Source organism: Pseudomonas sp. Ma2-10, assembly GCF_054330215.1.
Genome location: NZ_JBTEYL010000029.1, coordinates 31,572 through 54,470, shown reverse-complemented (window position 1 = coordinate 54,470; position 22,899 = coordinate 31,572). Strand labels below are relative to the sequence as shown.

21 protein-coding genes are annotated in these 22,899 nt (G+C 59.2%); 13 read left to right on the top strand and 8 right to left on the bottom strand.

Features of this window, described 5'->3' with window-relative positions:
• Positions 1-15: 15 nt before the first annotated feature.
• From flgJ to ACXPVS_RS24390, 5 genes are read right to left on the bottom strand one after another with little or no spacing between them, the layout of a single operon-like run.
• Positions 16-1,320 (bottom strand): flagellar assembly peptidoglycan hydrolase FlgJ, encoded by a 1,305-nt coding sequence (flgJ, locus tag ACXPVS_RS24410; RefSeq protein WP_458512187.1) that lies wholly within the window; start codon positions 1,318-1,320, stop codon positions 16-18.
• A gap of 11 nt (positions 1,321-1,331) precedes the next feature.
• Positions 1,332-2,420 carry a flagellar basal body P-ring protein FlgI gene (locus ACXPVS_RS24405; protein WP_458512192.1) on the bottom strand — a complete coding sequence of 363 codons (1,089 nt, stop codon included), beginning with the start codon at positions 2,418-2,420 and terminating at the stop codon, positions 1,332-1,334.
• 27 nt (positions 2,421-2,447) lie between these two features.
• Complete coding sequence (gene flgH / locus ACXPVS_RS24400) at positions 2,448-3,143, bottom strand: flagellar basal body L-ring protein FlgH (protein ID WP_458512186.1); 696 nt, start codon at positions 3,141-3,143, stop codon at positions 2,448-2,450.
• Positions 3,144-3,195: 52 nt separating this feature from the next.
• A complete protein-coding gene (flgG, locus tag ACXPVS_RS24395; RefSeq protein WP_056742138.1) occupies positions 3,196-3,981 on the bottom strand; it encodes a flagellar basal-body rod protein FlgG in 786 nt (261 codons plus the stop codon).
• 45 nt (positions 3,982-4,026) lie between these two features.
• Positions 4,027-4,767, bottom strand: coding sequence for a flagellar basal body rod protein FlgF (locus tag ACXPVS_RS24390; RefSeq protein WP_129442146.1), 741 nt, complete (start codon positions 4,765-4,767; stop codon positions 4,027-4,029).
• A 719-nt stretch (positions 4,768-5,486) separates the two neighbouring features.
• On the opposite strand from ACXPVS_RS24390, the gene ACXPVS_RS24385 reads away from it, so the two are divergent.
• From ACXPVS_RS24385 to ACXPVS_RS24355, 7 genes are read left to right on the top strand one after another with little or no spacing between them, the layout of a single operon-like run.
• Complete coding sequence (locus ACXPVS_RS24385; protein ID WP_458512185.1) at positions 5,487-6,605, top strand: DegT/DnrJ/EryC1/StrS family aminotransferase; 1,119 nt, start codon at positions 5,487-5,489, stop codon at positions 6,603-6,605.
• Positions 6,602-7,360 carry a WbqC family protein gene (locus tag ACXPVS_RS24380; protein WP_458512184.1) on the top strand — a complete coding sequence of 253 codons (759 nt, stop codon included), beginning with the start codon at positions 6,602-6,604 and terminating at the stop codon, positions 7,358-7,360. Before ACXPVS_RS24385 ends, ACXPVS_RS24380 begins: the two co-directional genes overlap by 4 nt.
• Positions 7,353-8,333 carry a hypothetical protein gene (locus ACXPVS_RS24375; protein ID WP_458512183.1) on the top strand — a complete coding sequence of 327 codons (981 nt, stop codon included), beginning with the start codon at positions 7,353-7,355 and terminating at the stop codon, positions 8,331-8,333. Before ACXPVS_RS24380 ends, ACXPVS_RS24375 begins: the two co-directional genes overlap by 8 nt.
• A complete protein-coding gene (locus ACXPVS_RS24370; protein ID WP_458512182.1) occupies positions 8,330-8,887 on the top strand; it encodes a GNAT family N-acetyltransferase in 558 nt (185 codons plus the stop codon). The genes ACXPVS_RS24375 and ACXPVS_RS24370 overlap by 4 nt, the downstream gene beginning before the upstream one ends.
• Positions 8,884-9,663 carry a phytanoyl-CoA dioxygenase family protein gene (locus ACXPVS_RS24365; RefSeq protein WP_458512181.1) on the top strand — a complete coding sequence of 260 codons (780 nt, stop codon included), beginning with the start codon at positions 8,884-8,886 and terminating at the stop codon, positions 9,661-9,663. Before ACXPVS_RS24370 ends, ACXPVS_RS24365 begins: the two co-directional genes overlap by 4 nt.
• 4 nt (positions 9,664-9,667) lie before the next feature.
• A complete protein-coding gene (locus ACXPVS_RS24360; RefSeq protein ID WP_458512180.1) occupies positions 9,668-10,420 on the top strand; it encodes a class I SAM-dependent methyltransferase in 753 nt (250 codons plus the stop codon).
• Complete coding sequence (locus ACXPVS_RS24355; RefSeq protein WP_458512179.1) at positions 10,417-13,923, top strand: glycosyltransferase family 2 protein; 3,507 nt, start codon at positions 10,417-10,419, stop codon at positions 13,921-13,923. The genes ACXPVS_RS24360 and ACXPVS_RS24355 overlap by 4 nt, the downstream gene beginning before the upstream one ends.
• 167 nt (positions 13,924-14,090) lie before the next feature.
• Here the strand turns inward: ACXPVS_RS24355 and ACXPVS_RS24350 are convergent, their stop codons facing one another.
• Positions 14,091-15,650 (bottom strand): sigma-54-dependent transcriptional regulator, encoded by a 1,560-nt coding sequence (locus ACXPVS_RS24350; protein WP_458512178.1) that lies wholly within the window; start codon positions 15,648-15,650, stop codon positions 14,091-14,093.
• Positions 15,651-15,930: 280 nt separating this feature from the next.
• On the opposite strand from ACXPVS_RS24350, the gene phhA reads away from it, so the two are divergent.
• From phhA to ACXPVS_RS24320, 6 genes are all read left to right on the top strand, one after another.
• Entirely contained in the window at positions 15,931-16,716 is a 786-nt protein-coding gene (gene phhA, locus ACXPVS_RS24345) for a phenylalanine 4-monooxygenase (protein ID WP_458512177.1), read from the top strand.
• A 104-nt stretch (positions 16,717-16,820) separates the two neighbouring features.
• Positions 16,821-17,177, top strand: a complete 357-nt coding sequence (locus tag ACXPVS_RS24340) for a 4a-hydroxytetrahydrobiopterin dehydratase (RefSeq protein WP_458512176.1) — start codon at positions 16,821-16,823, stop codon at positions 17,175-17,177.
• Complete coding sequence (locus tag ACXPVS_RS24335; RefSeq protein WP_458512175.1) at positions 17,177-18,370, top strand: amino acid aminotransferase; 1,194 nt, start codon at positions 17,177-17,179, stop codon at positions 18,368-18,370. The genes ACXPVS_RS24340 and ACXPVS_RS24335 overlap by 1 nt, the downstream gene beginning before the upstream one ends.
• 212 nt (positions 18,371-18,582) lie before the next feature.
• Positions 18,583-18,714, top strand: a complete 132-nt coding sequence (locus ACXPVS_RS24330) for a hypothetical protein (RefSeq protein ID WP_458512174.1) — start codon at positions 18,583-18,585, stop codon at positions 18,712-18,714.
• Positions 18,715-18,790: 76 nt separating this feature from the next.
• Complete coding sequence (locus ACXPVS_RS24325) at positions 18,791-18,988, top strand: hypothetical protein (RefSeq protein ID WP_458512173.1); 198 nt, start codon at positions 18,791-18,793, stop codon at positions 18,986-18,988.
• A gap of 105 nt (positions 18,989-19,093) precedes the next feature.
• Positions 19,094-20,308: an MFS transporter gene (locus tag ACXPVS_RS24320; protein WP_458512172.1), complete on the top strand. Its 1,215-nt coding sequence runs from the start codon at positions 19,094-19,096 to the stop codon at positions 20,306-20,308.
• Here the strand turns inward: ACXPVS_RS24320 and arfB are convergent.
• Entirely contained in the window at positions 20,305-20,718 is a 414-nt protein-coding gene (arfB, locus tag ACXPVS_RS24315) for an alternative ribosome rescue aminoacyl-tRNA hydrolase ArfB (RefSeq protein ID WP_458512171.1), read from the bottom strand. The genes ACXPVS_RS24320 and arfB overlap by 4 nt on opposite strands.
• A gap of 131 nt (positions 20,719-20,849) precedes the next feature.
• Entirely contained in the window at positions 20,850-22,265 is a 1,416-nt protein-coding gene (locus tag ACXPVS_RS24310) for an amino acid permease (protein ID WP_458512170.1), read from the bottom strand.
• Positions 22,266-22,899 lie beyond the last annotated feature (634 nt).

The following is a 22,899-nucleotide window of genomic DNA, read 5'->3' as shown; positions in this document are numbered from 1 at the left end:
CCTTATAGCTTATGCCTATAGAGGCGTGGTGGTAGCGCCCGCCGCAGCGTAGTTCTGGTAACTCGTCATCTGCTTGGCTATCTGCGAAATCTTGCTCGCGTAGTTCGGGTCGGTTGCGTAACCGGCCTTTTGCAACTCGCGTACAAACTGTTCTGGGTTATCGGCCGACTTCACAACATCTTGATAGCGATTGTTGGTTTGCAGCAGCGTCACAAGGTCATGGAAGCTGTCCTTGTAAGACTCATAGGAACGGAACTGAGCCGTCTCCTTGATCATCTCGCCATTCCTGAATTCGCTGGTGATTGCCCGCGCCGATTGGCCTTTCCAACTGCTGCCGGTCTTGATGCCGAACAGGTTGTGGCTGCTGCTGCCATCCTGGGCACGCATGACCGATTTACCCCAACCGGTTTCCAGCGCGGCCTGCGCCACCAGGTAACGCGGGTCGACACCAATGCGTTCGGCGGCCTCTTTGGCCATCGGCAGCATGGTGTTGACGAATTCGTCGGCGGAGCTGAAGGCTTTCTTCGCTGGCGCCAAGGGAATTTGTGCGACGGCACGCCCATGAATCTGCAAACCCGGATTCGAAGCCGCTTGCGCATTCGCCAGCCAATCACCATTGAACAACGGCCCCGAACCGGTGGACGCCAAGCGCTCCGGCAATGCAGTCGTGTTGACCGTCGCGGCTATCGTCGTGGTGGCGCTCGTCGTGGCGGAAGGCACGAGACCGGCCAACAAACGATCAGCCAGTTTTGGCGGCAGTGCCAGACGCCGCTGATTGATCAGCGCCATGTCATTGCGATGGGCGCCCTCGCCCGCGTTGGCAGGCGACCTCACCGAGCGCGAAGCCCACAACGGACGCTCGCCATTGAGGCGCGACAGCGGCCCGTGGGTGGCGACCGTACCGGCGGCAATCGGTGTTTGCACGGCGGCTTTGGCGGCCGCTTGCTTGGCGGCTGACGCGGCAGCGGCCTCACCCGGAGCCAGCGGTTTGTTCTTCGACATTTGACGCATCAGCACGTCAGCCAGACCAATACCCCCCCCCTCGCGGGACATGGAAACGGCCAACTGCTGGTCGTACATTTCCTGGTACTGCTTGGCTGCCGGCGTGTTGAGCGGATTGTCCTGGCCCAGCGCGTCGGTGGCCGAGCGCATGGACTTGAGCATTTCACCGAGGAACAGCGACTCGAATTCCTGCGCAACCTTGCGCATGTTCGCGTCACTGTCCTTGTCGCCGACCTTGAGTTGGTTCAGTCGATTGAGGTCCGAATAGGAACCCGAATCGTTGCTGCTGACCCCCAATCCGCCTTTGCGCATATCCATGGTCGCCGTCCTCAGATCACGATCAGATCGGCTTGCAACGCGCCGGCCTGTTTCAGTGCTTCGAGGATCGCCATCAAGTCACCCGGCGCCGCGCCGACCTGGTTCACCGCTCGCACGATTTCGTCGAGGGTGGTGCCCGGGCCGAACTTGAACATCGGCTTGGCTTCCTGCTGGGCGTTGACCCGCGAGCGCGGCACGACCGCCGTCTGCCCATTGGACAGAGGGCCGGGCTGACTGACGATCGGGTCTTCGGTGATGGTCACGGTCAAGCTGCCGTGAGTCACGGCGGCCGGGGAAACCTTGACGTTCTGGCCGATCACGATGGTGCCAGTACGGGAGTTGATGATGACTTTCGCCACCGCCTGACCCGGGTCGACTTCAAGATTCTCGATGATCGACAAATAGTCGACACGCTGACTCGGATCGAGCGGCGCACTGACACGAATCGAACCGCCGTCGAGGGCCTGGGCAACGCCAGGGCCGAGCATGTCGTTGATCTTGTCGACGATGCGCTTGGCGGTGGTGAAGTCCGAACGATTGAGGTTCAGGGTCAGGCTGTTGCCCTGGTTGAAACCGCTCGGCACCGAACGCTCAACCGACGCACCGCCCGGGATGCGACCGGCCGACGGAACGTTAACAGTGATCTTGGAGCCGTCACGGCCCTCGGCATCAAAACCGCCGACCACCAGGTTGCCCTGGGCGATCGCATAGACATTGCCGTCGATGCCCTTGAGCGGCGCCATCAGCAAGGTGCCGCCGCGCAGGCTCTTGGAGTTACCGATGGACGATACGGTGATGTCGACCTGTTGACCTGGCTTGGCGAACGCCGGCAAATCAGCACTGATCGACACCGCCGCGACGTTTTTCAACTGCACGTTGCCCGAACCTGGCGGCACCTTGATGCCGAACTGCGAGAGCATGTTGTTGAACGTCTGCAGGGTGAACGGGGTTTGCGTCGTCTGGTCGCCGGTACCGTTAAGTCCGACCACCAGGCCGTAGCCGATCAATTGGTTGGAACGCACACCGGAAATACTGGCGATGTCCTTCAGCCGCTCGGCTTGAGCGTTGAAGGCTGCGGACAGCAACAGGGCGGCCACCATCAGGTGTTTGAAGTTCAACGTAGCCACCTAGAAAGGGAACAGCGGGCTGAGGAAGAAACGGTCGAACCAGCCTGGCTGACTCGCATCGGCAAACGCACCGGTGCCCGAATAGGTGATGCGCGCATCGGCGACACGGGTCGACGACACGGTGTTGTCGGTGGCGATGTCATCGGCACGAACGAGCCCGGCAATCCGCACCAGTTCATCACCGGTGTTGAGGGTCAGCCACTTCTCGCCACGCACGGCGATGATGCCGTTGGGCAACACATCAGCGACGGTCACGGTGATTGAGCCGGTCAGGCTGTTGCTTTGGCCGGACTTGCTGTCACCCTTGGTTGCGCGGTCACCTTCGTAACCGACGTCCAGACTCAGGCTACCGCTGCCCACTGGATCACTGGTGCTCAGGCCACCACCGAAAAACGAGCTCAGGCCGATGCCGGTTTTGCTGTTCTTGGCCATCTGCGAATTGGCGTTCTTGCTGGCCTGGGTGCGCTCGTTCAGGGTGATGGTGATGATGTCACCGACCCGGAACGCCTTACGGTCGCCGTACAGGTTCTGTTCGAAACCGGCCTGGTAGATCGAGCCGTTATTGGCCGCAGCCGGCAGCGGCGTGCGCGGCAACACCGGGGCGTAGTAAGGGTCATTGGGCTTGGGCGCCGGACCGACGCAGCCCGAAAGCACGGCGATCCCACTCAGTGCCAGAACAGATACGAAGCGATTCATGACCCTACCTCACGGTGTTGCAGGCGACCTGATGGCCGCCTCATAGACTTGATTACAGATTCTGCGTTACGAACGAGAGCATCTGGTCGGCGGTGGAGATCACCTTGGAGTTCATCTCGTAAGCGCGCTGAGTGGTGATCATGTTGACCATCTCTTCAACGGTGCTGACGTTCGAGGTTTCCAGGGTGTTCTGCAGCGTGGTGCCGAAACCGGCCAGGCCCGGGGTGCCGACTTGCGGCGCGCCGCTGGCAGCGGTTTCCAGGAACAGGTTGTTGCCCACAGCCTGCAGACCGGCCGGGTTGATGAAGTCGGCGGTTTGCAGGTTGCCGATCACCTGGGAGGCCGGGTTGCCGGCAACGGTGATGGACACGGTGCCGTCGCGACCGACCGTGAAGGTCTGGGCATCGTTCGGGATGACGATCGCGGGTTCCAGGGCGAAGCCGCTGGCGTTCACGATTTGACCGTTGGAGTCCAGGTGGAACGTACCGTCACGGGTGTAGGAAGTCGTGCCGTCCGGCTGCAGAATCTGGAAAAAACCGCGACCGTCGATGGCCATGTCCAACGGTTGTTCGGTTGTTTGCAGGCTACCGGCGGTGAAGTTTTTCTGGGTGCCGACAATGCGCACACCGGTACCCAATTGCAGACCCGACGGCAATTCACTGTCCTGGGTCGACTGGGCGCCTGGCTGGCGTTTGATCTGGTAGAGCAAGTCCTGGAACTCAGCGCGATCACGTTTGAAACCCGTGGTCGACACGTTGGCCAGGTTGTTGGAAATGGTCGTCAGGTTGGTGTCCTGGGCGGACAGACCTGTTTTGGCAACCCATAGAGCCGGAAGCATTCGATTCTCCTCGTGCGCCTGTTTTACGGCGCGACGTTCTGATAATTAGCTGATCTGCAAGACCCGAGCCATGGCCTGGTCGTCTTCTTTGGCGGTGTTCATCATCTTGATGTGCAGTTCGAACTGCTTGGCCAGGGCCAGTACCGACGTCATCTCTTCCACGGCATTGACGTTGCTCGATTCAAGGAAACCAGAAACCAGTTTGACGCCAGCATCGGCTTGCGCCGGCTTGCCGTCCTTGGTGTGAATCGAACCGTCCAGGCCTTTGGTCATGTTCTTGAAGTCCGGGTTGACCAGTTTGATGCGGTCGACTTCCGCCATCACGCGAGGACCTTCGCCCATCGCACGAATGCTGATGGTGCCGTCCTCGCCCACTTCGATCTGCTGCTCGGGCGGCACGGCAATCGGCCCGCCATTGCCCATCACCGGCATACCGTTGCCGGCCCGCAGCACGCCCAGGGCGTCGACGTTCAGGCTGCCGGTGCGCACGTAGCTTTCGCCACCGTCAGGGTTCTGCACGGCGATCCAGCCGTTGCCTTGCACCGCGACATCGAGGTCGCGACCGGTTTCCACCAATGCGCCAGGGGAGAAATCGGTGGCCGGACGTTCGGACAGGGCAAACGCACGCGCCGGAAAGCTGTCACCGAACACCGGCATCGAACGCGCCTGTTCCAGGTCTTTCTGGAAGCCGTTGGTGGAGATGTTCGCCAGGTTGTTGGCATGAGCCTTCTGCGCCAGTGCATTCTGGCTGGCGCCGGTCATTGCCACATAAAGGTACTTATCCACACTCTTTCCTCTGCATGCCGGACGTTTGCCGTCCACTGCTGTACTGATGAGCCTTAAGCAATTTGCAGACCAACTTTTTTCTGGCGGCGCAGGGCCCGGCAAACAAAGGACTTGAGGAATTCTGGCGGGATTGGAGGATTGTGTCGAAGACGAAAAACCGGCGGNATTTGCAGACCAACTTTTTTCTGGCGGCGCAGGGCCCGGCAAACAAAGGACTTGAGGAATTCTGGCGGGATTGGAGGATTGTGTCGAAGACGAAAAACCGGCGGTGTTATGCCGGTAAGTGGCAAGGAGCGGCCTTTGATCGCTCCCACGCTCTGCATCACCAGCGCCAGGTAAGAACCGAGAGAGAGGGGGGGGGGGGGGCGCTTGTTCACACCTCAATCACCTCGCGCGGCCGGAATGTCGATGACTGGACGACTGTGACTACAACTGGTGGTACCCGTTGCAGACCAAGGATGCTTTCTTCGTCACGCGCGTTTCGACTACCCAGCCACTAACGCGCAAACATTGTTCGCCAAGGAGTACCGCACACAAATACAACACCAACTTATCGGCACGGAGGGAGTTGGCCGATTTTTTGCTGGAGTACCCACACATCAAGAGCCAGCTGTCGGTTTCATGGCGCTGCAGCCGCCGATATTGACCGCGATGCAACGCCACGTCACAGGTACTCCCGAGCCGTGTGCCATTTTTCAGTCACCCCGAGCAGCGTACCCATGGCTAATCCCATTACCGTTACCAGCCCGCTACTACCTCCTCTGGAAGAGTTTACGCCTTACCTACAGCGGATCTGGGACAGTAAGCGCCTGACCAATGGGGGCCCCTTCCACGAACAACTGGAACAGGAGCTGGCTGAATACCTCGGCGTCCAGCATATTTCGCTGTTTTCCAACGGCACCCTGGCATTGGTGACAGCCCTCCAGGCGCTGCGCATTACTGGCGAAGTCATCACTACACCCTACTCATTCGTGGCCACCTCTCACTCGCTGCTGTGGAACAATCTCAAGCCTGTGTTCGTGGACATCGATCCGGTCACCAAGAACCTCGATCCACGACGTATCGCCGAAGCCATCACCCCGGCTACTACGGCGATCCTTCCAGTTCATTGCTACGGCATTCCCTGTAATGTCGAGGGCATCCAGGCCGTCGCCGACACCTATGGACTTAAAGTTATCTATGACGCAGCACATGCCTTCGGTGTCCGACACAACGGCGAGAGCATTCTCAACAACGGCGACCTATCGATTCTCAGCTTCCACGCCACCAAGGTATTCAATACCTTCGAAGGCGGCGCCATCATCTGCCCTGATGAAAAGATCAAACGGCGCATCGATTACTTGAAGAATTTCGGTTTTGCCGATGAAGTCACGGTCATGGCTCCCGGTATCAACGGGAAGATGAACGAGCTGCAGGCAGCATTCGGCGTACTGCAGTTGCGCCACATTGACGAGGCCCTCAGACGTCGACAAAAGGTGTTTGAGTATTATCGGAGCGCTCTGGAAGGCATAGAGGGTATCAGCCTCCTGGAGCAACCGCAGGGGCTGGACTGGAACTATGCCTATTGTCCGATCCTGGTCGATGGTGAGCGCTTTGGGGTGAGCCGGGACGAGCTGTACGACCGCTACCGTGCAGAAAACATACACGTGCGCCGGTACTTCTACCCGCTGATATGCGAATTTCCGATGTACCGCGGCCTTCCCAGTTCGGATCTCTCTCAGCTGGGTAATGCCTACGAAGTGTCCCGCCAGATACTGTGCCTGCCGATCTATCCGGATCTAGATGCGAAGACCCAGGCGCAGATCATCGAGGTGCTGCTCAAGGCCCGGGCGGCATGAGCCTGGCCCGCACCTCGAATGTCAGCTCCCCGGCAGCTGACCAGCAATACCGGATTGCACTCATGCAACCTTACTTCCTGCCCTATCTGGGTTATTTCCAGTTGATCGCCGCAGTCGACTTTTTTGTCATTTATGACAATGTGCAGTTCATCAAGGGCGGCTGGATCGAACGCAACCGCTATCTGCTGGGACAGGAGCCGAAGTGGTTTCGGGTGCCGCTGACCAAAGGCAGTCACACTCAGCAGATCATGGAAAAGCGTATTGCCGAGACATTCGCCCCTGGCGATATCCTCAACAAGCTGAGCTTCGCCTATCGCCACGCGCCCCACGCTCCGCGCATGCTGGCATGGCTGGAAGCGCTGCTGGTCGAGCCTGCTAAGAGCATTGCCGAACTCAACGAGCGGATACTACGGGCATGCTGCTGCCTGATCGGGCTGCAAACGCCGATCATCCGTTCCAGCGATCTGCCGATTTCCGCTGACAGCAAAGCCCAGGACCGGGTACTCGAAGTGGTTCAGGCCATCGCTGGCACCCACTACCTCAACCCCTTCAATGGCGGTCATCTCTACCAGTCCGAAGCATTCCAACAGGCCGGTTTCACCCTTGAGTTGCTCAAGGCCAACTTACCCGACTACCGACAGGGATCGAGTGAACAACCCTTCGTGCCCGGCCTGTCGATTCTCGACGCTTTGATGTACAACGACGCGCAGACCGTGGGGGCTTGGGCAAAACATGGAGAGATTGTCCGTGCCTGAAGCCATCGGCGGTTATTTCGAACTGGAGCTGCGCAAAGGGCAACATCCTTACCCGCAGGCCGTTGCCTTCAACTCGGCCCGCTCAGCCTTCAAGGCTCTGGTGTTGGCGCGCAACCTGCGCCGGGTTCATCTGCCTGTCTACATCTGCGATGTCATGCATGACGTGCTTCAAGGATCCGGCATCAAGGTGTTGCGATATGGACTGTCCGAACAGCTCGAACTGCCGGACTTCCCAGCCCTGGAAGCCGATGAGGCTCTGCTGTTCGTCAATTACTTCGGACTCAAGGCCGACTACATCAGCGAAGTGCTCGCTGCCCGCTACGGCAAGCAACTGATCGTCGACAATTCCCAAGCGCTGTTTTCTCAGCCGCAGTCGGGGATTGCAACACTTTATTCACCACGCAAGTTCGTCGGCGTTGCCGATGGTGGCTGGCTGGCCAATGCTCCTGCTGATCTGCCGCAAGCTGGGAGCAGCCGCTCCCAGGCGCGTTTCGGCGCGCTGCTGGGGCGCCTTGAAGACCCCCCCCAGCATCACTATGCGGCGTTCCAGGCATTGGAGCAGGCGCTGAAGAACGACGGCATCAAGGCCATGGCCGCCAGTACCGCCCGCCTGCTCGACAGCATCGATTACCACGAAATAGCCAGGCGGAGGATGGACAACCTGGCGCAACTGCGCCAACGCCTGGACCACCGCAACCGCTTCGCTGCCTGGCCCGCACAACCTGTTGCCGCATTGTGTTACCCGCTGCTGGTCAAGTCCGCCGAGACAGCGACCCGGTTACGCACTCAACTGCTGGACCAACACATCTATGTGCCCAGCTACTGGCGCGAAGTGCTAAGTAGCCCAACATCGCCGCCCATCGAAAGGGACTGGGCACAGTGCTTGCTGCCGCTGCCGATCGACCAGCGATACAACGTCGATGACATGAATCGTCTTGCCGACGCCATCCTTCAGAACACGGGGAAATCATGAGCATTCTAGGTCAACGCGTCTTGCTCAGGGCACTGGAGCTTGAGGACATGCCGCTGCTGCATCAATGGTCCAACGACGAAGCTCTCTGGAGCCTGCTGGGCGGCTGGCATTTCCCTACCTCACGGGAAGCGCAACGGGAATGGCTACTGGGCCTCAAGAACGACCCGTTCAACCAGCGCTTCGGTATCGAGGTCCAGGGCCATGGCCTGATCGGCACGGCGAACCTGATCGGCATCGACTGGAAAAACCGCACCGCCGAACACGGCATGATGATCGGCGACCCCACCCTGCGCGGCCAAGGCCATGGCACCGACGTGATTGCCACGGTGATGGGCTATGCCTTCGACGAACTGGGCCTGAGCCGTCTCTCGACCACCATCATTGAGTACAACGCAGTGTCCTTGGCGACATACACCCGCAAGACCCCTTGGGTCATCGAGGGCGTTCAGCGCCAGTGGTACTACCGCAAGGGCCAGCGCTGGGACCGCATCATGCTTGGCGTAAGCGCCGAAGAGTACCGCACCTGGCAAGCCGCGCGGGGAGACAACCTATGAATCAGGTCTTGCATGAGCTGCAAGCGAACGGCTACGTCTGTCTGCCCTCCCTGATTACGGATCCGCTGCTCGGTCAACTGCTTGAAGACCTGGGTTGTGCCATAGATCGTTGCCGTCGGGTACAAGTGGAGAACGGTATTACTCAGAGAACCGAACAGACCGCGCACCATATACTTACGCAGGACTCCAGTTTCGTTGAATTGCTCGATCGATTCGCCGGATGGGGGATCGTCGACATCCTGCAGCACATGCTCGACGGTGTAGCAGTCCTCAATTCGTTTGGCGGTCTGAACAACCTGAACAGCACCGACGCCTACGTGCGTAATGTGCACCGGGACGTGCGTTCCTGGTCAGCCGAGTCCATGCAGATGGCCCAGGCGCTGGTGCTGCTCGACGACTTCACCGTCGACAACGGCGCGACCCTGTTTCTGTCGGGCTCACACACCGCACCTCAAAAACCCGACCGTCAAGTATTCGAGTCTCAGGCCCGCAAGGCCCTGGGCAGCGCCGGTTCGATCTACTTGTTCGACTCACGCATCTGGCATGCCGCCGGCGTCAATCGTACCGACCAGCCACGACGCTGCCTGACGTTGACCTTCACGCGCAGCCATTTCAAACCGCAGTTCGATTATTGCCGAGCTCTCGGTGAAGACTTCTGCCGCTCGCAAACACCGACCATGCAACAACTGCTGGGGTGGTATGCCCGTACTCCCTCGACCCTTCATGAGTGGTACCAGCCTGAAGAACATCGTTTCTACAGGAAAAGCCAGGAATAACACCATGTCCGTACGCGATTACAACAAAGAGTTTCAGGATAACGCTCACCGCAGCTACTTCTACGATTTCGATGCGCGCCTGCGACGCTACATGCTGGACAGCTTCGGCCCTTGGCTGGCGGAGGGTCCCACCCTGGAAATGGGCTGCTTCGAAGGTGCTTTTACGACGCTGTTCGCCGAACGCTTTGCCGACCTGACAGTAATCGAAGCGGCCAGCGACCTGATCGACGTCACCCGGAAAAAGGTCGGTTCAGGCATCAGGTTCGTCTGCAGTACCTTTGAAGAAGCCGAGCTGGTACCGCGCTTCGATAACATCTTCCTGATCCACACCCTGGAGCACCTCGACGACCGCCAGGCGGTGCTCAAGCGCGTGCACAACTGGCTCGCCCCCGGCGGTCGTTTGTTCATCGCCGTACCGAATGCCAATGCACCCTCGCGCCAGATCGCAGTCAAAATGGGCTTGATCGAATACAACAGTGCCGTGACCGAAGGCGAGCGCCTGCATGGCCACCGGGCAACCTACACCCTCGACACCCTCGACCACGAAGTACGCAGCGCCGGTTGGCAAGTTAGCCACCGTGGCGGGGTGTTCTTCAAACCACTGGCCAACTTCCAGCTGGACAAGGCCCTGGAAACCCAACTGATCGATGACCGTTTCATGGATGCCTGCCATGCGCTGGGCATGGTCTATCCAGACCTGTGCGCCAGTGTCTTCGTCATTTGTGAGCAGCCCTCCAGTCCCAAGGCAACCGTATGACCACCCCATCCCTGCATGGCAAACCACGCCACCCTTATTACATCTTTGCTCCCGACTATCGGGAGACCTCTTCGGGCGTGTGCGTACTGCACTACCTGTGCCACGTCCTGAACCTGTCCGGCTACGAGGCCTATCTCACCCCATGCCAGGTCAACCAGAAACTGCGCACGCCGATCCTGACCGAGGAACTGCGACGGCACCATCGGTCGATCGGCTTGGCGCCGATTGCAGTCTATCCCGAGGTGATGGACGGCAACCCGATTGGCGCACCGATCGTGGCTCGTTACCTTCTGAACCGCGAAGGCTTCCTCACCGGCCACGCGATCACCGTGCAGAAATCAGACCTGTTCTTCTATTACACCCAGGATTTTGGCGGCGACAGCAATAGCAGCAACCTGCTCCTGTTGCCAGTCATCGACTCGGAGTTGTTCTCGCCGCCAACCGAGCCAGTGCAGCGTAGTGGCAACTACCTGTATTTGCACCGTTTCGAAAAGTCTAAAGTCGACTACTCGATACTGCCGGACGATATCGAAGTCCTGAGCATGGCCAACCCGAAAACCCTTGCCGAGCTGGCGCAGATTTTTCGAACGGCTTCAACACTTTACACTTACGAAATCTCAGCGACCTGCACCGAAGCCATGCTCTGTGGCTGCCCGGTTATCTATATGCCCGGCGGTCACGTCAAGACCCTGCCGTTCATCGAGCAGTTCGGTGAAGCGGGCTCGGCACTCTATGAAGAACCAGGCGGACTGGAGCGCGCCCGCTCAACAGTGATGCAGGCTCGCAGGCGCTGGCTGGAACTTGAAAAGGCCTTCTGGCCCCAGCTGGAGCGTTTCATTGATATCACTCAGCAGGCCGCCACCGAACATGCTCTTGACATCCATGTACCCTCCATCAAGGACTGGCTGCGCAACCGCGTGCTGACGCCGATCCAGCAGCAGCTGGTCGATCAGCGTCGCCATCAGCTCAGCGGAGAAACCAGCCTGACGTTGCTGGTACTCGATCCCTTGGGCGATTCCATCGCCTTGAGCGATACCCTGGAAAGTCTTGCACTGTGGCAATCCCACTCCTCGATCAGGTTGCGCATGATAGTCCTGAGCACCGCGCCAGGGCCTGCCAACCTGCCCGGCAGCCTGCGCTGGCTGACCTGCGCTAAACCAGGCGCTATCGAGCTGAACGAAATTCTGCAGGCAGACGACAGCGACTGGATCATGCTGCTGACGGCTGGCGACGAGGTCCTGCCCGCCGGCACTTTGATGCTCGATCTGGAACTGCCTGGTGCCAACGGCTGCCGGATGATCTATTGCGATGGCATGTATCGCTCAGAGAATGGCCCTCAAGCTGTGTTCCGGCCTTGCATTAACCTCGACTACCTCTTGAGCCTGCCATTGGCCATGGCCAACCATTGGCTGATCCGTCGCGAGCTGGCGCTGCAGATCGGCGGTTACGACCCACAGGTGCCCGCGGCGCTTGAACTGGACCTGATCCTGCGACTGATCGAAGCCGGTAGCATGAACGGAATTGCCCACCTGAGCGAGCCGCTGGTAGCAAGCAACACACCCAACCTTGCCGATAACCCGGACGAGCTCCATGCCCTGCAACGGCACCTGAGCAATCGCGGCTACACGAACGCCAGGGTCCTGCAGGAACCGACCAGGCATTACCACATCAAGTACGGCCATGATCAACAGCCCTTGGTGTCGATTCTGATTCCTACCCGGGACCAGTTACCGCTGCTACAGCGCTGCGTGGAAAGTCTGTTGTCGATGACACGCTATCCACACTTTGAGATTATCCTGATCGACAATTGCAGCGAGACTGAAGAGGCACTCACCTGGCTGAGCGAGATGGATTCGATTGGTGGTGACAGGGTCCGAGTCATCCGCTTCCCCCATCCGTTCAACTACAGCGCCATGAACAATATGGCGGCCAGCCAGGCGCGCGGCGAGTACCTGGTGTTGTTGAACAACGATACGGCAATCATCCGCGAAGATTGGTTGGACGAACTGCTCAACCACGCCTTGCGCCCCGAAGTGGGTATCGTCGGCGCCAAGCTGATTACTCCGGCAGGCACCATCCAGCATGCAGGCCTGATCACCGGCCTGCGCGGCCCTGCCGGCAGCCCATTCACCGGTCAGGCTGCCAACGGCGGCGGCTACATGCAGCGCCTGCTGGTCGACCAAAACACCAGCGCGGTCAGTGCCACCTGTCTGATGATCCGCACGAAGATCTACCTGGAAGCCAGCGGTATGGATGACGCGCTGTTCCAAGTCACCTGCAACGATCTGGACCTGTGCCTGAGGGTGGTGAACCTTGGCTATCTGAATGTCTGGACACCTCATGCTGTGCTCTTGCATGAGGGTGAAGCGACCTGGTCAAGCGTCGGCAAGAGCCAACTCAACCAGCAACGCTTCGCCATAGAAGAAGAGCAAGCCTTGAGCAAATGGCTGAGCGTCTTGGCCAATGATCCCGCCTACAACAGCAACCTGTCGTTGCGCGGCGCCGGCTTCGAGCTGGAAGCCATCAACGAGCTGACCTGGCGACCGCTGTCCTGGCGACCACTTCCGGTGGTGCTGGTACATCCTGCGAAGTCGGCAAAAGCTGCCAATCTGCGTATTATCGAGCCGCTCACTGCTTTGCGTGACAGCGGAAAAATCGAAGGCTGCATCAGCAACAGCCTGTTACCGGCAACGACGCTTGCGCGCTACAACCCTGACGTCATTGTGTTCCAGCATCAGGCCGACCCGCTACGTCTGGAGCAGATGCAGCGCATCAGCACCCTCTCCAAAGCGTTCAAGGTTCTTGAGCTGGATGCGCTGACGCCAGCGATCCCGGGATGGATGACTTCACTGCAACAAGCGGCAAGTCTGGTCGACCGCATCATTGTAGCGACGCCTGCGATGGCCGAGGCCTGTGCCGGGTTGCACCCGGATATTCGCGTCCTCGAAACACGTCTGGATAGCAGATGGGGCAACCTCGACAATGTGCGCCAGACGTTTGACATCCCTCGCATAGGCTGCGCCATCGACCCGGCGCAGCCCTTCGTTCAGCCTTTGATCATCGAGCTGATGCAAGCGCTGGCCGGTCAAGTGGAGTGGGTACTCTGGGGCGATGTGCCAACGTATCTGCGGCCGCTCGCCAGCGAGGTTCATGACTACGTTCACGACAATCCCGATGTCATGACCAGCCTCAACCTGGATATTGCCCTCGCACCACAGGGCTTCGGCCAGACCGACGAAAGCGCAAGCCCGCTTCATCATCTGCAGTATGGCGCTTGCGGCTACAGTGTGATCGGCAGCGATACCGCCGATTACCCGGGCGATCTTGCCATCACGCGTGTAGCTAACAGCCGAGAACAGTGGCTGGAGGCGATCAGTGGTCACCTGGCCGATCGGCACGCCTCACGACAGCAAGCCGCCCGACTGCGTGAGCAGGTGGTGAACAACTGGGTCTTCGACGATGCCTATGCGGCACGCTGGGTTCAGGGGTGGATGCCCGACTGACGGAGACCTGAAAGAGGCGGCCGGGGCCGTGCGCTCGGCCGCCCGGTTATCAATCGGCCAACACCTCAAGATCCGCCAGAAGATGAGGTTATCTAGCTTGCTAACGGCTGGGACGCTGAGCGTCCCAGACTGCATGCTCACGCGGAGCATGGGAACGATCAACAGATTCAGGTGTTGTCTTTACCGACCTCGTACTCGCGCAGTTTGTTGGCAATGGTGGTATGCGAAACCCCCAGCCGCTTGCCCAACTGCCGACTGCTCGGATGTTCGGAATACAAACGCTCCAGCACCGCCTTCTCGAAGCGCCCAACAATCTCGTCCAAGCCACCCTCGAGCGAGAAATCGCCCAGTGGCTGGCGCACGCCATAGTCCGGCAGGCGAATATGTTCGGCCTTGACGGTTCCGCCTTCGCACAAGGAAACCGCCTGAAACAACACATTTTCCAGTTGCCGGACATTGCCCGGCCAATGGTAGTGACTGAGCCGCTCCATCGCGGCGGGCGCCAGCTTCGGCAGCGGGCAACCAATCTGCCGACTGGCCTGATCAAGGAAGTGTTCCACCAGCGGTGCCAAACCATCGAGGCATTCGCGCAGTGGCGGGATGTGCAGGGAAAGCACGTTCAAGCGGTGATACAAATCCTGGCGAAACTCCCCCCGCGCGCACAACTCGGACAGGTCGACCTGCGTCGCGCAGATCACTCGTACATCCAGGTAAACCTCTTCATCACTGCCCACACGACGGAAGCAACCGTCCTGCAGGAAACGCAGCAATTTCACCTGCAAACGCGGACTCATTTCCCCGACGCCATCGAGAAACAGCGTACCGCCCGCCGTCAACTCCAGCAGACCGAGCTTGCCTTCGGCCCTCGCCCCTTCGAAAGCGCCGGGGCCGTAGCCGAACAGCTCCGTCTCAGCCATGGATTCCGGCAGGCCGGCGCAGTTGAGCGCCATCAACGGTGACTGCCCCCGCGGACTCGCCAGGTGGCAGGCTCGCGCCAACAACTCTTTACCTGTACCGGTTTCACCTTCTATTAATAGCGGCGCATCCAGCGGCGCCATGCGTCGAGCTTCGCGCACTACTGCCGCCATCACCCTGGAACTTTGGAAAATGCTGTCGAAACCACGCAGTTCCTGCTTGCGCACGTTATAGATGCGCTCACCGACCCGGTCGGCGCGGTGTAGCGTGAGAACCGCGCCGGCCATGGCTTCGCTGTCGTCATGCTCCGATTGCAGTGGCGCGATGTCGGCGAGAAATACGTCGCCCTTCACCTTCACCCGCAACCCGTTGATCCGCGACTTGTTGGCGCGCACCAGTTCTGGCAAGTCGAAATCCTCGGCGTAACGCGACAGCGCAATCCCCGGCACCTCATCCACCCGCACCCCGAGCAACTGCGCCGCCGCGCGATTGGCCGCGACGATCGAGCCGCCCATGTCGATCGACAGCACCGGAAATTCCAATGCACCGAGCAACGCATTGAGCTCCATGTGCCGACGTTCGCTGGGCATCAGCCCTACGCGCTTGACGCCAAAAACCCCGGCAATCGACTCGAACTTGGGACGCAACGCTTGAAACTGAATGTTGATCAGGTTCGGGCAATGCAGGTAGATCGCATTGCCCTGCTCACCGCCGACCTCGCCGCGTGCGACGTTGATCCCGTACTCCACCAGCAAATTAAGAATGTCGCGCAGGATACCGATGCGGTTCTGGCAGTGAACTTTGATACGCATATGAAGGCCCGAAACAGGAGAGATCGAAGGCCCGAGCCAGGAATTTTCTGCGCAGGCGCCAACTTTGTCGTCAAGATTATGTGACACCTGCCAGCCATTTCAACCCCGAAAATCCCAATCACTACGCCACAACGATTAAGACGTAACGAAAACTTTACGAAAACCGAAGAGTTTTCCTACGCACGGCGCAACCCACGTGCTGCAACGCCGTATTTCTTGAGGTATTTCTAGGTCCATAGCAGGACATAACAAGAACGAAATCCCCTAGCAGGAGAGCAGCATGAAGCAGACGCAATACGTGGCTCGCGAGCCCGATGCGCAAGGTTTTATCGACTACCCCGCCGAAGAACACGCGGTGTGGAACACGCTGATTACTCGCCAACTGAAAGTGATCGAGGGTCGTGCGTGCCAGGAATACCTGGACGGTATCGAAAAACTCGGCCTGCCCCACGACCGCATTCCGCAACTCGGTGAGATCAACAAGGTCCTCGGTGAAACCACCGGGTGGCAGGTCGCCCGGGTACCCGCACTGATCCCCTTCCAGACCTTTTTCGAATTGCTCGCCAACAAGCAGTTCCCGGTGGCGACGTTTATTCGTACCCGCGAAGAGCTGGATTACCTGCAAGAGCCGGACATTTTCCACGAGATCTTTGGCCACTGTCCGCTGCTGACCAACCCTTGGTTCGCCGAATTCACCCACACCTACGGCAAACTTGGCCTGCAGGCGTCCAAGGAAGAACGCGTGTACCTGGCGCGGTTGTACTGGATGACCATCGAATTTGGCCTGGTCGATACGCCAGAAGGCCAGCGCATCTACGGCGGCGGCATTCTCTCCTCGCCTAAAGAGACCGTTTACTGCTTGTCGGACGAACCGGAACATCAGGCCTTCGATCCACTGGAATGCATGCGCACGCCGTACCGCATCGACATCCTGCAACCGCTGTACTTTGTTTTGCCGAACCTCAAGCGCCTGTTCGACTTGGCCCACGAAGACATCATGGGCATGGTCAAGCGAGGCATGCAGCTAGGCTTGCACACCCCAAAATTTCCGCCGAAAGCCGCGTGATCCACGGCTTTTAGAATCAAGTGAGTCTGTCAGGAACCACCGCTTTGCTTTAGCGTGGTGACACTGACGGCCGATTTCCAATAATTCGATTTCAGGAACCCATCATGTCCACATTGAACCAAGCCCACTGCGAAGCCTGCCAAGCCGGCGCGCCTCAAGTCAGCGATGAAGAACTGCCGGTACTGATCAAACAGATCCCGGACTGGAACATTGAAGTGCGCGACAGCGTGATGCAGCTGGAAAAAATTTTCCTGTTCAAGAACTTCAAGCACGCGTTGGCGTTCACCAACGCCGTCGGTGAAATCTCCGAGGCTGAAGGTCACCACCCGGGCCTGCTGACCGAGTGGGGCAAAGTCACCGTGACGTGGTGGAGCCACTCCATCAAAGGTCTGCATCGCAACGATTTCATCATGGCCGCGCGCACTGACGAAGTGGCCAAGGACGCCGAGGGCCGCAAATAATGCATTTCGACGCCATAGGTCGAGTACCCGGCGACCCGATTCTCGGCCTGATGGAGGCCTATGCGCAGGACCCCAACCCGCGCAAATTCGACCTCGGCGTGGGCGTCTATAAAGATGCCCAGGGCCTGACACCGATTCCCCAGTCCGTGAAGCTCGCCGAGCAACGTCTGGTGGATCGCCAGACCACCAAGACCTACATCGGTGGCCACGGTGAACCGGCGTTCGGCAAGGCCATCGTCGAATTGGTGCTGGGTGCCGATTCCCCGCTGATTGCCGAACAACGGACCGGCGCGACGCAAACGCCGGGCGGCACCGGCGCGCTGCGTTTAAGTGCCGATTTTATCGCCCAGTGCCTGCCAGGGCGGGGCGTGTGGCTGAGCAACCCGACCTGGCCGATTCACGAAACCATCTTCGCGGCAGCCGGAGTCAAGGTCAGTCATTACCCCTATGTTGGCAGCGATAACCGCCTCGACGTCGAAGCGATGCTCGCAGTACTCAACGAAGCGCCGAAGGGCGATGTGGTGCTGCTGCACGCCTGCTGCCATAACCCGACCGGTTTCGATCTGTCCCACGACGATTGGCGCCGGGTGCTGGACGTGGTGCGCAGTCGCGATTTGGTGCCACTGATCGACTTCGCCTACCAAGGCTTCGGCGATGGTCTGGAACAGGACGCCTGGTCAACTCGGCTATTCGCTGCCGCGTTGCCGGAAGTGCTGATCACCAGTTCCTGCTCAAAGAACTTCGGCCTGTACCGCGACCGCACCGGTGCGCTGATTGTCTGCGCGAAAACCGCTGACAAGTTAGTGGATATCCGCAGCCAACTGGCCAACATCGCCCGCAACCTGTGGTCGACACCGCCGGATCACGGCGCGGCCGTGGTAGCGACCATCCTCGGTGATCCCGAGCTCAAAAGCCTCTGGGCCGACGAAGTGCAAGCCATGCGCTTGCGTATCGCCCAACTGCGTAGCGGTTTGGTTGAAGCGCTTGAACCTCATGGTTTGCGCGAGCGCTTTGCGCACATCGGCGTGCAGCGCGGAATGTTTTCCTACACCGGTTTGACGCCGGACCAGGTCAAACAACTGCGCGATCATCACAGCGTGTACATGGTCAACTCAGGCCGGGCCAACGTGGCCGGGATTGATGCAACGCGTCTGGACCTGCTGGCGCAAGCCATCGCTGAAGTCTGCAAATAACCATCAAGCACCGCCAGCCCCCTCTGGGAGCGAGCACGCTCGCTCCCAGATTATTTGAGGGTGCCTCTCCGGCGGACCTGTCTAGACAACCCCTTCCGTCGCAACAGTTGGATATAAAAGTCTATTTGTCATTTTTTCTGCTGTATCCTCCCCAAGCTTTATAAAAGCGCGGATCTACCAGATCTATCAACAGACTTTGCGAGGAGCGCGATATGCACGAGATCCCTAATCTCCCCTTCCCAAGCCTGCACGAAACTGAGCAGACGCCCACGCAACAAGCCGGTACCCAACAGCCCGAACCGAAAGAAGCCACTGAAAGCCGCAAGGCCGACAGCGAAGACTGAGTCACCCTGCAATGCCAGACCGTGTGGAAAGCGCTAACATGCGCTTTCCACACCGCCTGAACCCTTGAGCCCCACCATGACCGACGACTTCAGCCCTACTTTTGACGAAGCTCAGCAAGCCAGCGTTCTGATCGGCACCACCGAGAAGATGATCGATATCTGGAATCGCCTGCCCCCCGAGAAACAAGCCGCGCTGCTCGCCCGTTTCGGTACCGAAGAAAACGCCCTGGCCGCCCTGGTCACGACGCACCTGGTCGCTCCCGCCAAACCCTGATTCATCCCCGCCCGGCAAATAGTTTTACTTTTTCCACGACCCGTCGCCGCTCGCGCCGCTATCATAAGCAGCCTATCTATCCTGCTTCCCCGTGGATCTTTACCCATGCCTGAAAACCAGCGCCCCCTGGCGGTCACGCTGCAAGTCGTTTCCATCGTCCTGTTCACTTTCATCGGCTATCTGAATATCGGCATTCCCCTGGCCGTGTTGCCGGGCTACGTCCACAGCGATCTGGGCTTCGGCGCCGTAATCGCCGGGCTGGTGATCAGCGTGCAATACCTGGCCACCCTGCTCAGCCGTCCGTATGCCGGGAGAATCATCGACAACAAGGGCAGCAAACTCGCTGTGATGTACGGCCTCGCCGGCTGCGGTTTGAGCGGCGTGTTCATGCTGATTTCGGCCTGGACCCAGAGCCTGCCGACCTTGAGCTTGATCAGCCTGTTGATCGGCCGTCTGGTACTCGGCAGCGCGGAAAGTCTGGTGGGCTCTGGTTCGATCGGCTGGGGCATCGGCCGGGTCGGCGCGGCGAATACCGCCAAGGTCATCTCCTGGAACGGCATCGCCAGTTATGGCGCACTGGCCGTCGGCGCACCGCTGGGCGTGTTACTGGTCAATCAGCTTGGCTTGTGGAGCATGGGCGTGAGCATCGTGCTGCTGGCCGTCCTCGGCCTGGTGCTGGCCTGGCCGAAAACCGCCGCGCCGATTGTGGTCGGTGAGCGTTTACCGTTCATGCATGTGCTCGGTCGGGTGCTGCCACATGGTTGCGGTCTGGCCCTGGGCTCCATCGGCTTTGGCACTATCGCGACGTTCATCACGTTGTATTACGCCACGCAGCATTGGGACAACGCGGTGCTGTGCTTGAGTGTGTTCGGTGCCAGTTTCATCGGTGCGCGGCTGCTGTTCGGCAATCTGATCAACCGCCTCGGCGGCTTTCGCGTGGCGATTGCCTGCCTGTCGGTGGAAACACTGGGGCTGTTGCTGCTATGGCTGGCGCCGGACGCTCATTGGGCATTGGCCGGTGCGGCGCTAAGCGGATTCGGTTTCTCGCTGGTGTTCCCCGCGCTGGGGGTGGAAGCGGTCAACCTGGTGCCGGCCTCAAGTCGTGGCGCGGCAGTCGGGGCTTATTCGCTGTTCATCGATTTGTCGCTGGGGATTACCGGGCCCCTGGCCGGTGCGATTGCGGCAGGTTTTGGCTTTGCCTCGATTTTCCTGTTCGCTGCACTCGCCGCCCTGAGCGGTCTGGCACTGAGTGTTTACTTGTACCGGCAGGCGCCGAAGCATCTCAATGAAAAGTACCGGGAAGAACGCCAAGCCCGCTAAAAATCGACCTTGCCACGCCCGGCCTTGATGCTGCCGCGTTTGGTCTTGGATTCGAGCCGACGCTTCTTTGAACCGAGGGTCGGTTTGGTCGGACGACGTTTCTTTTCGACCTTGGTGGCACTGAGGATCAACTCGGTCAGCCGCTCCAGCGCATCCGCGCGATTGGCTTCCTGTGTGCGGTATTGCTGGGCCTTGAGGATCAACACGCCTTCGCTGGTGATACGACTGTCTCGCAGCGCCAGCAGCCGTTCCTTGTAGAACTGGGGCAAGGACGAGGCCGGAATGTCGAAACGCAGGTGCACCGCGCTGGAGACCTTGTTGACGTTCTGCCCACCGGCGCCCTGGGCACGGATGGCGGTCAATTCGATCTCGGCATCCGGCAGATGCACGTTGTTGGATATCACCAGCATGGAAAAGCGTCCCGGTTCAGAGCCGCTAGAATACCGCGAATGAGATTTACGACGCGCAGAAGATCAACTGTGGGAGGCTATAGATGACAAACCCGGCACATGGCCGGGTTTGTTGTTTCTGCGTGCTTCGCTTACTTCGCGTTTGCCGCCTGCAACGCGTGCCGATCACGACGCTTGTTCTTGATGCCATAGCACATCCACATGAACGCGACCCACACCGGAATCGCGTACACCGAGATCTGAATCCCCGGAATCAGCAGCATGACGCCCAGAATGAACACCACGAACGCCAGGCAGACGTAGTTCCCGTACGGGTACCACAGGGCCTTGAACAGCGGCGTCTGCTTGGTCTTGTTCATGTGCTGGCGGAACTTGAAGTGCGAGAAGCTGATCATCGCCCAGTTGATCACCAGGGTGGCAACCACCAGCGACATCAACAGTTCCAGCGCATTTTGCGGGATCAGGTAATTCAGCAATACGGCAATCAATGTTACCGCCGCCGAAGCAAGGATCGAACGCACTGGCACGCCGCGCTTGTCGATCTTCGACAAGGCTTTCGGCGCATCGCCCTGTTCGGCCATGCCCAGCAGCATGCGGCTGTTGCAGTAGGTGCCGCTGTTGTACACCGACAGCGCCGCAGTCAGGACCACGAAGTTGAGGATGTGCGCAGCGGTGTCACTGCCGAGCATCGAGAACACTTGAACGAACGGGCTGCCGCTGTAGGAATCACCCGACGCGTTCAGGGTCGCCAACAGGCTGTCCCATGGCGTCAGCGAAAGCAGGATAACCAGCGCACCGATGTAAAAAATCAGAATCCGGTAGATCACCTGGTTGATGGCTTTCGGGATGACGGTTCTCGGTTTGTCGGCTTCAGCTGCGGTGAAACCGAGCATTTCCAGGCCGCCGAAGGAGAACATGATGATCGCCATGGCCATCACCAGACCGCTGACGCCGTTCGGGAAGAAGCCGCCGTGGGCCCACAGGTTGGTCACCGACGCTTGCGGGCCGCCGTCGCCGCTGACCAGCAGGTAGCTGCCCAACGCAATCATGCCGACGATGGCCACGACCTTGATGATCGCAAACCAGAACTCGGCCTCACCAAAGACTTTGACGTTGGCCAGGTTGATCAAGTTGATCAAGACGAAGAAGCCGGCTGCCGAGACCCAGGTCGGGATGTGTGGCGCCCAGTAGTGGATGTATTTGCCGACCGCGGTCAGCTCCGACATGCCCACCAGAATGTACAGAATCCAGCAGTTCCAGCCCGACAGAAAGCCGGCGAAACCGCCCCAGTACTTATGGGCGAAGTGGCTGAAGGAACCGGCCACCGGCTCTTCGACAATCATTTCGCCAAGCTGGCGCATGATCATGAAAGCAATGAAGCCGCAGACGGCGTAGCCGAGGATCATCGACGGGCCGGCGGATTTCAGGACGCCGGCCGAGCCGAGGAACAGCCCCGTACCGATCGCGCCACCGAGGGCGATCAGTTGAATATGGCGATTTTTCAGGCCGCGTTTCAGCTCGCCTGAATGCGAGTTTTGTCCACTCATGAAAAGGGTCTCACGCAAGGTTTGATGATGTTCGTTAGACGTTGCTGCTCGGTTGCGATGTCAAGCAGCGCCGATCAAACCCCAGCGAAGGCAAAAGGCGTTCAGCTTTTTTACAACGGTCATGCGTCACCTGTTTGTTTTTATCTGTGACGAAATCGAACCCGACACGCTTGTGGCGCAGCGGAGTGAACAAGGCGGATAGCCTTGAGGTTTGCGCCGATGCGCAGGAGGTCACAGTTAAAACGCGGCGCATTGTACACCTGTAACCCCCTGCTGCCAGACACCGCTGGATCAGCGTGTCATTTGCCGGGATTGCCTGTGTCCGCCTCGAGGGTCTCGGGCGACTGCAAAAATAGAGTCAAACCTTTGCGGGTCATCGACGGAAGCGACGGGGAAATCGCTCCATGGGGAGAGATGGAGATGAGTCACGGCGTACATTGCGCCTCCTTCTTGTTTTGCACCTGCACGACAGGCTTGGGGCGCATCTCACTCTTCAACCGCGCCTGAAACAAGCGGGCCAGAGCCCTGCGCAAGGATCAATTGGCTGTCAGTCGGAAGGTTTTCCTTACACCCCTTGCGCAAGCGTCTTACCAAGGGCTTTGAGGCTTGATTTCGTCAGTATTTCTTTACATGC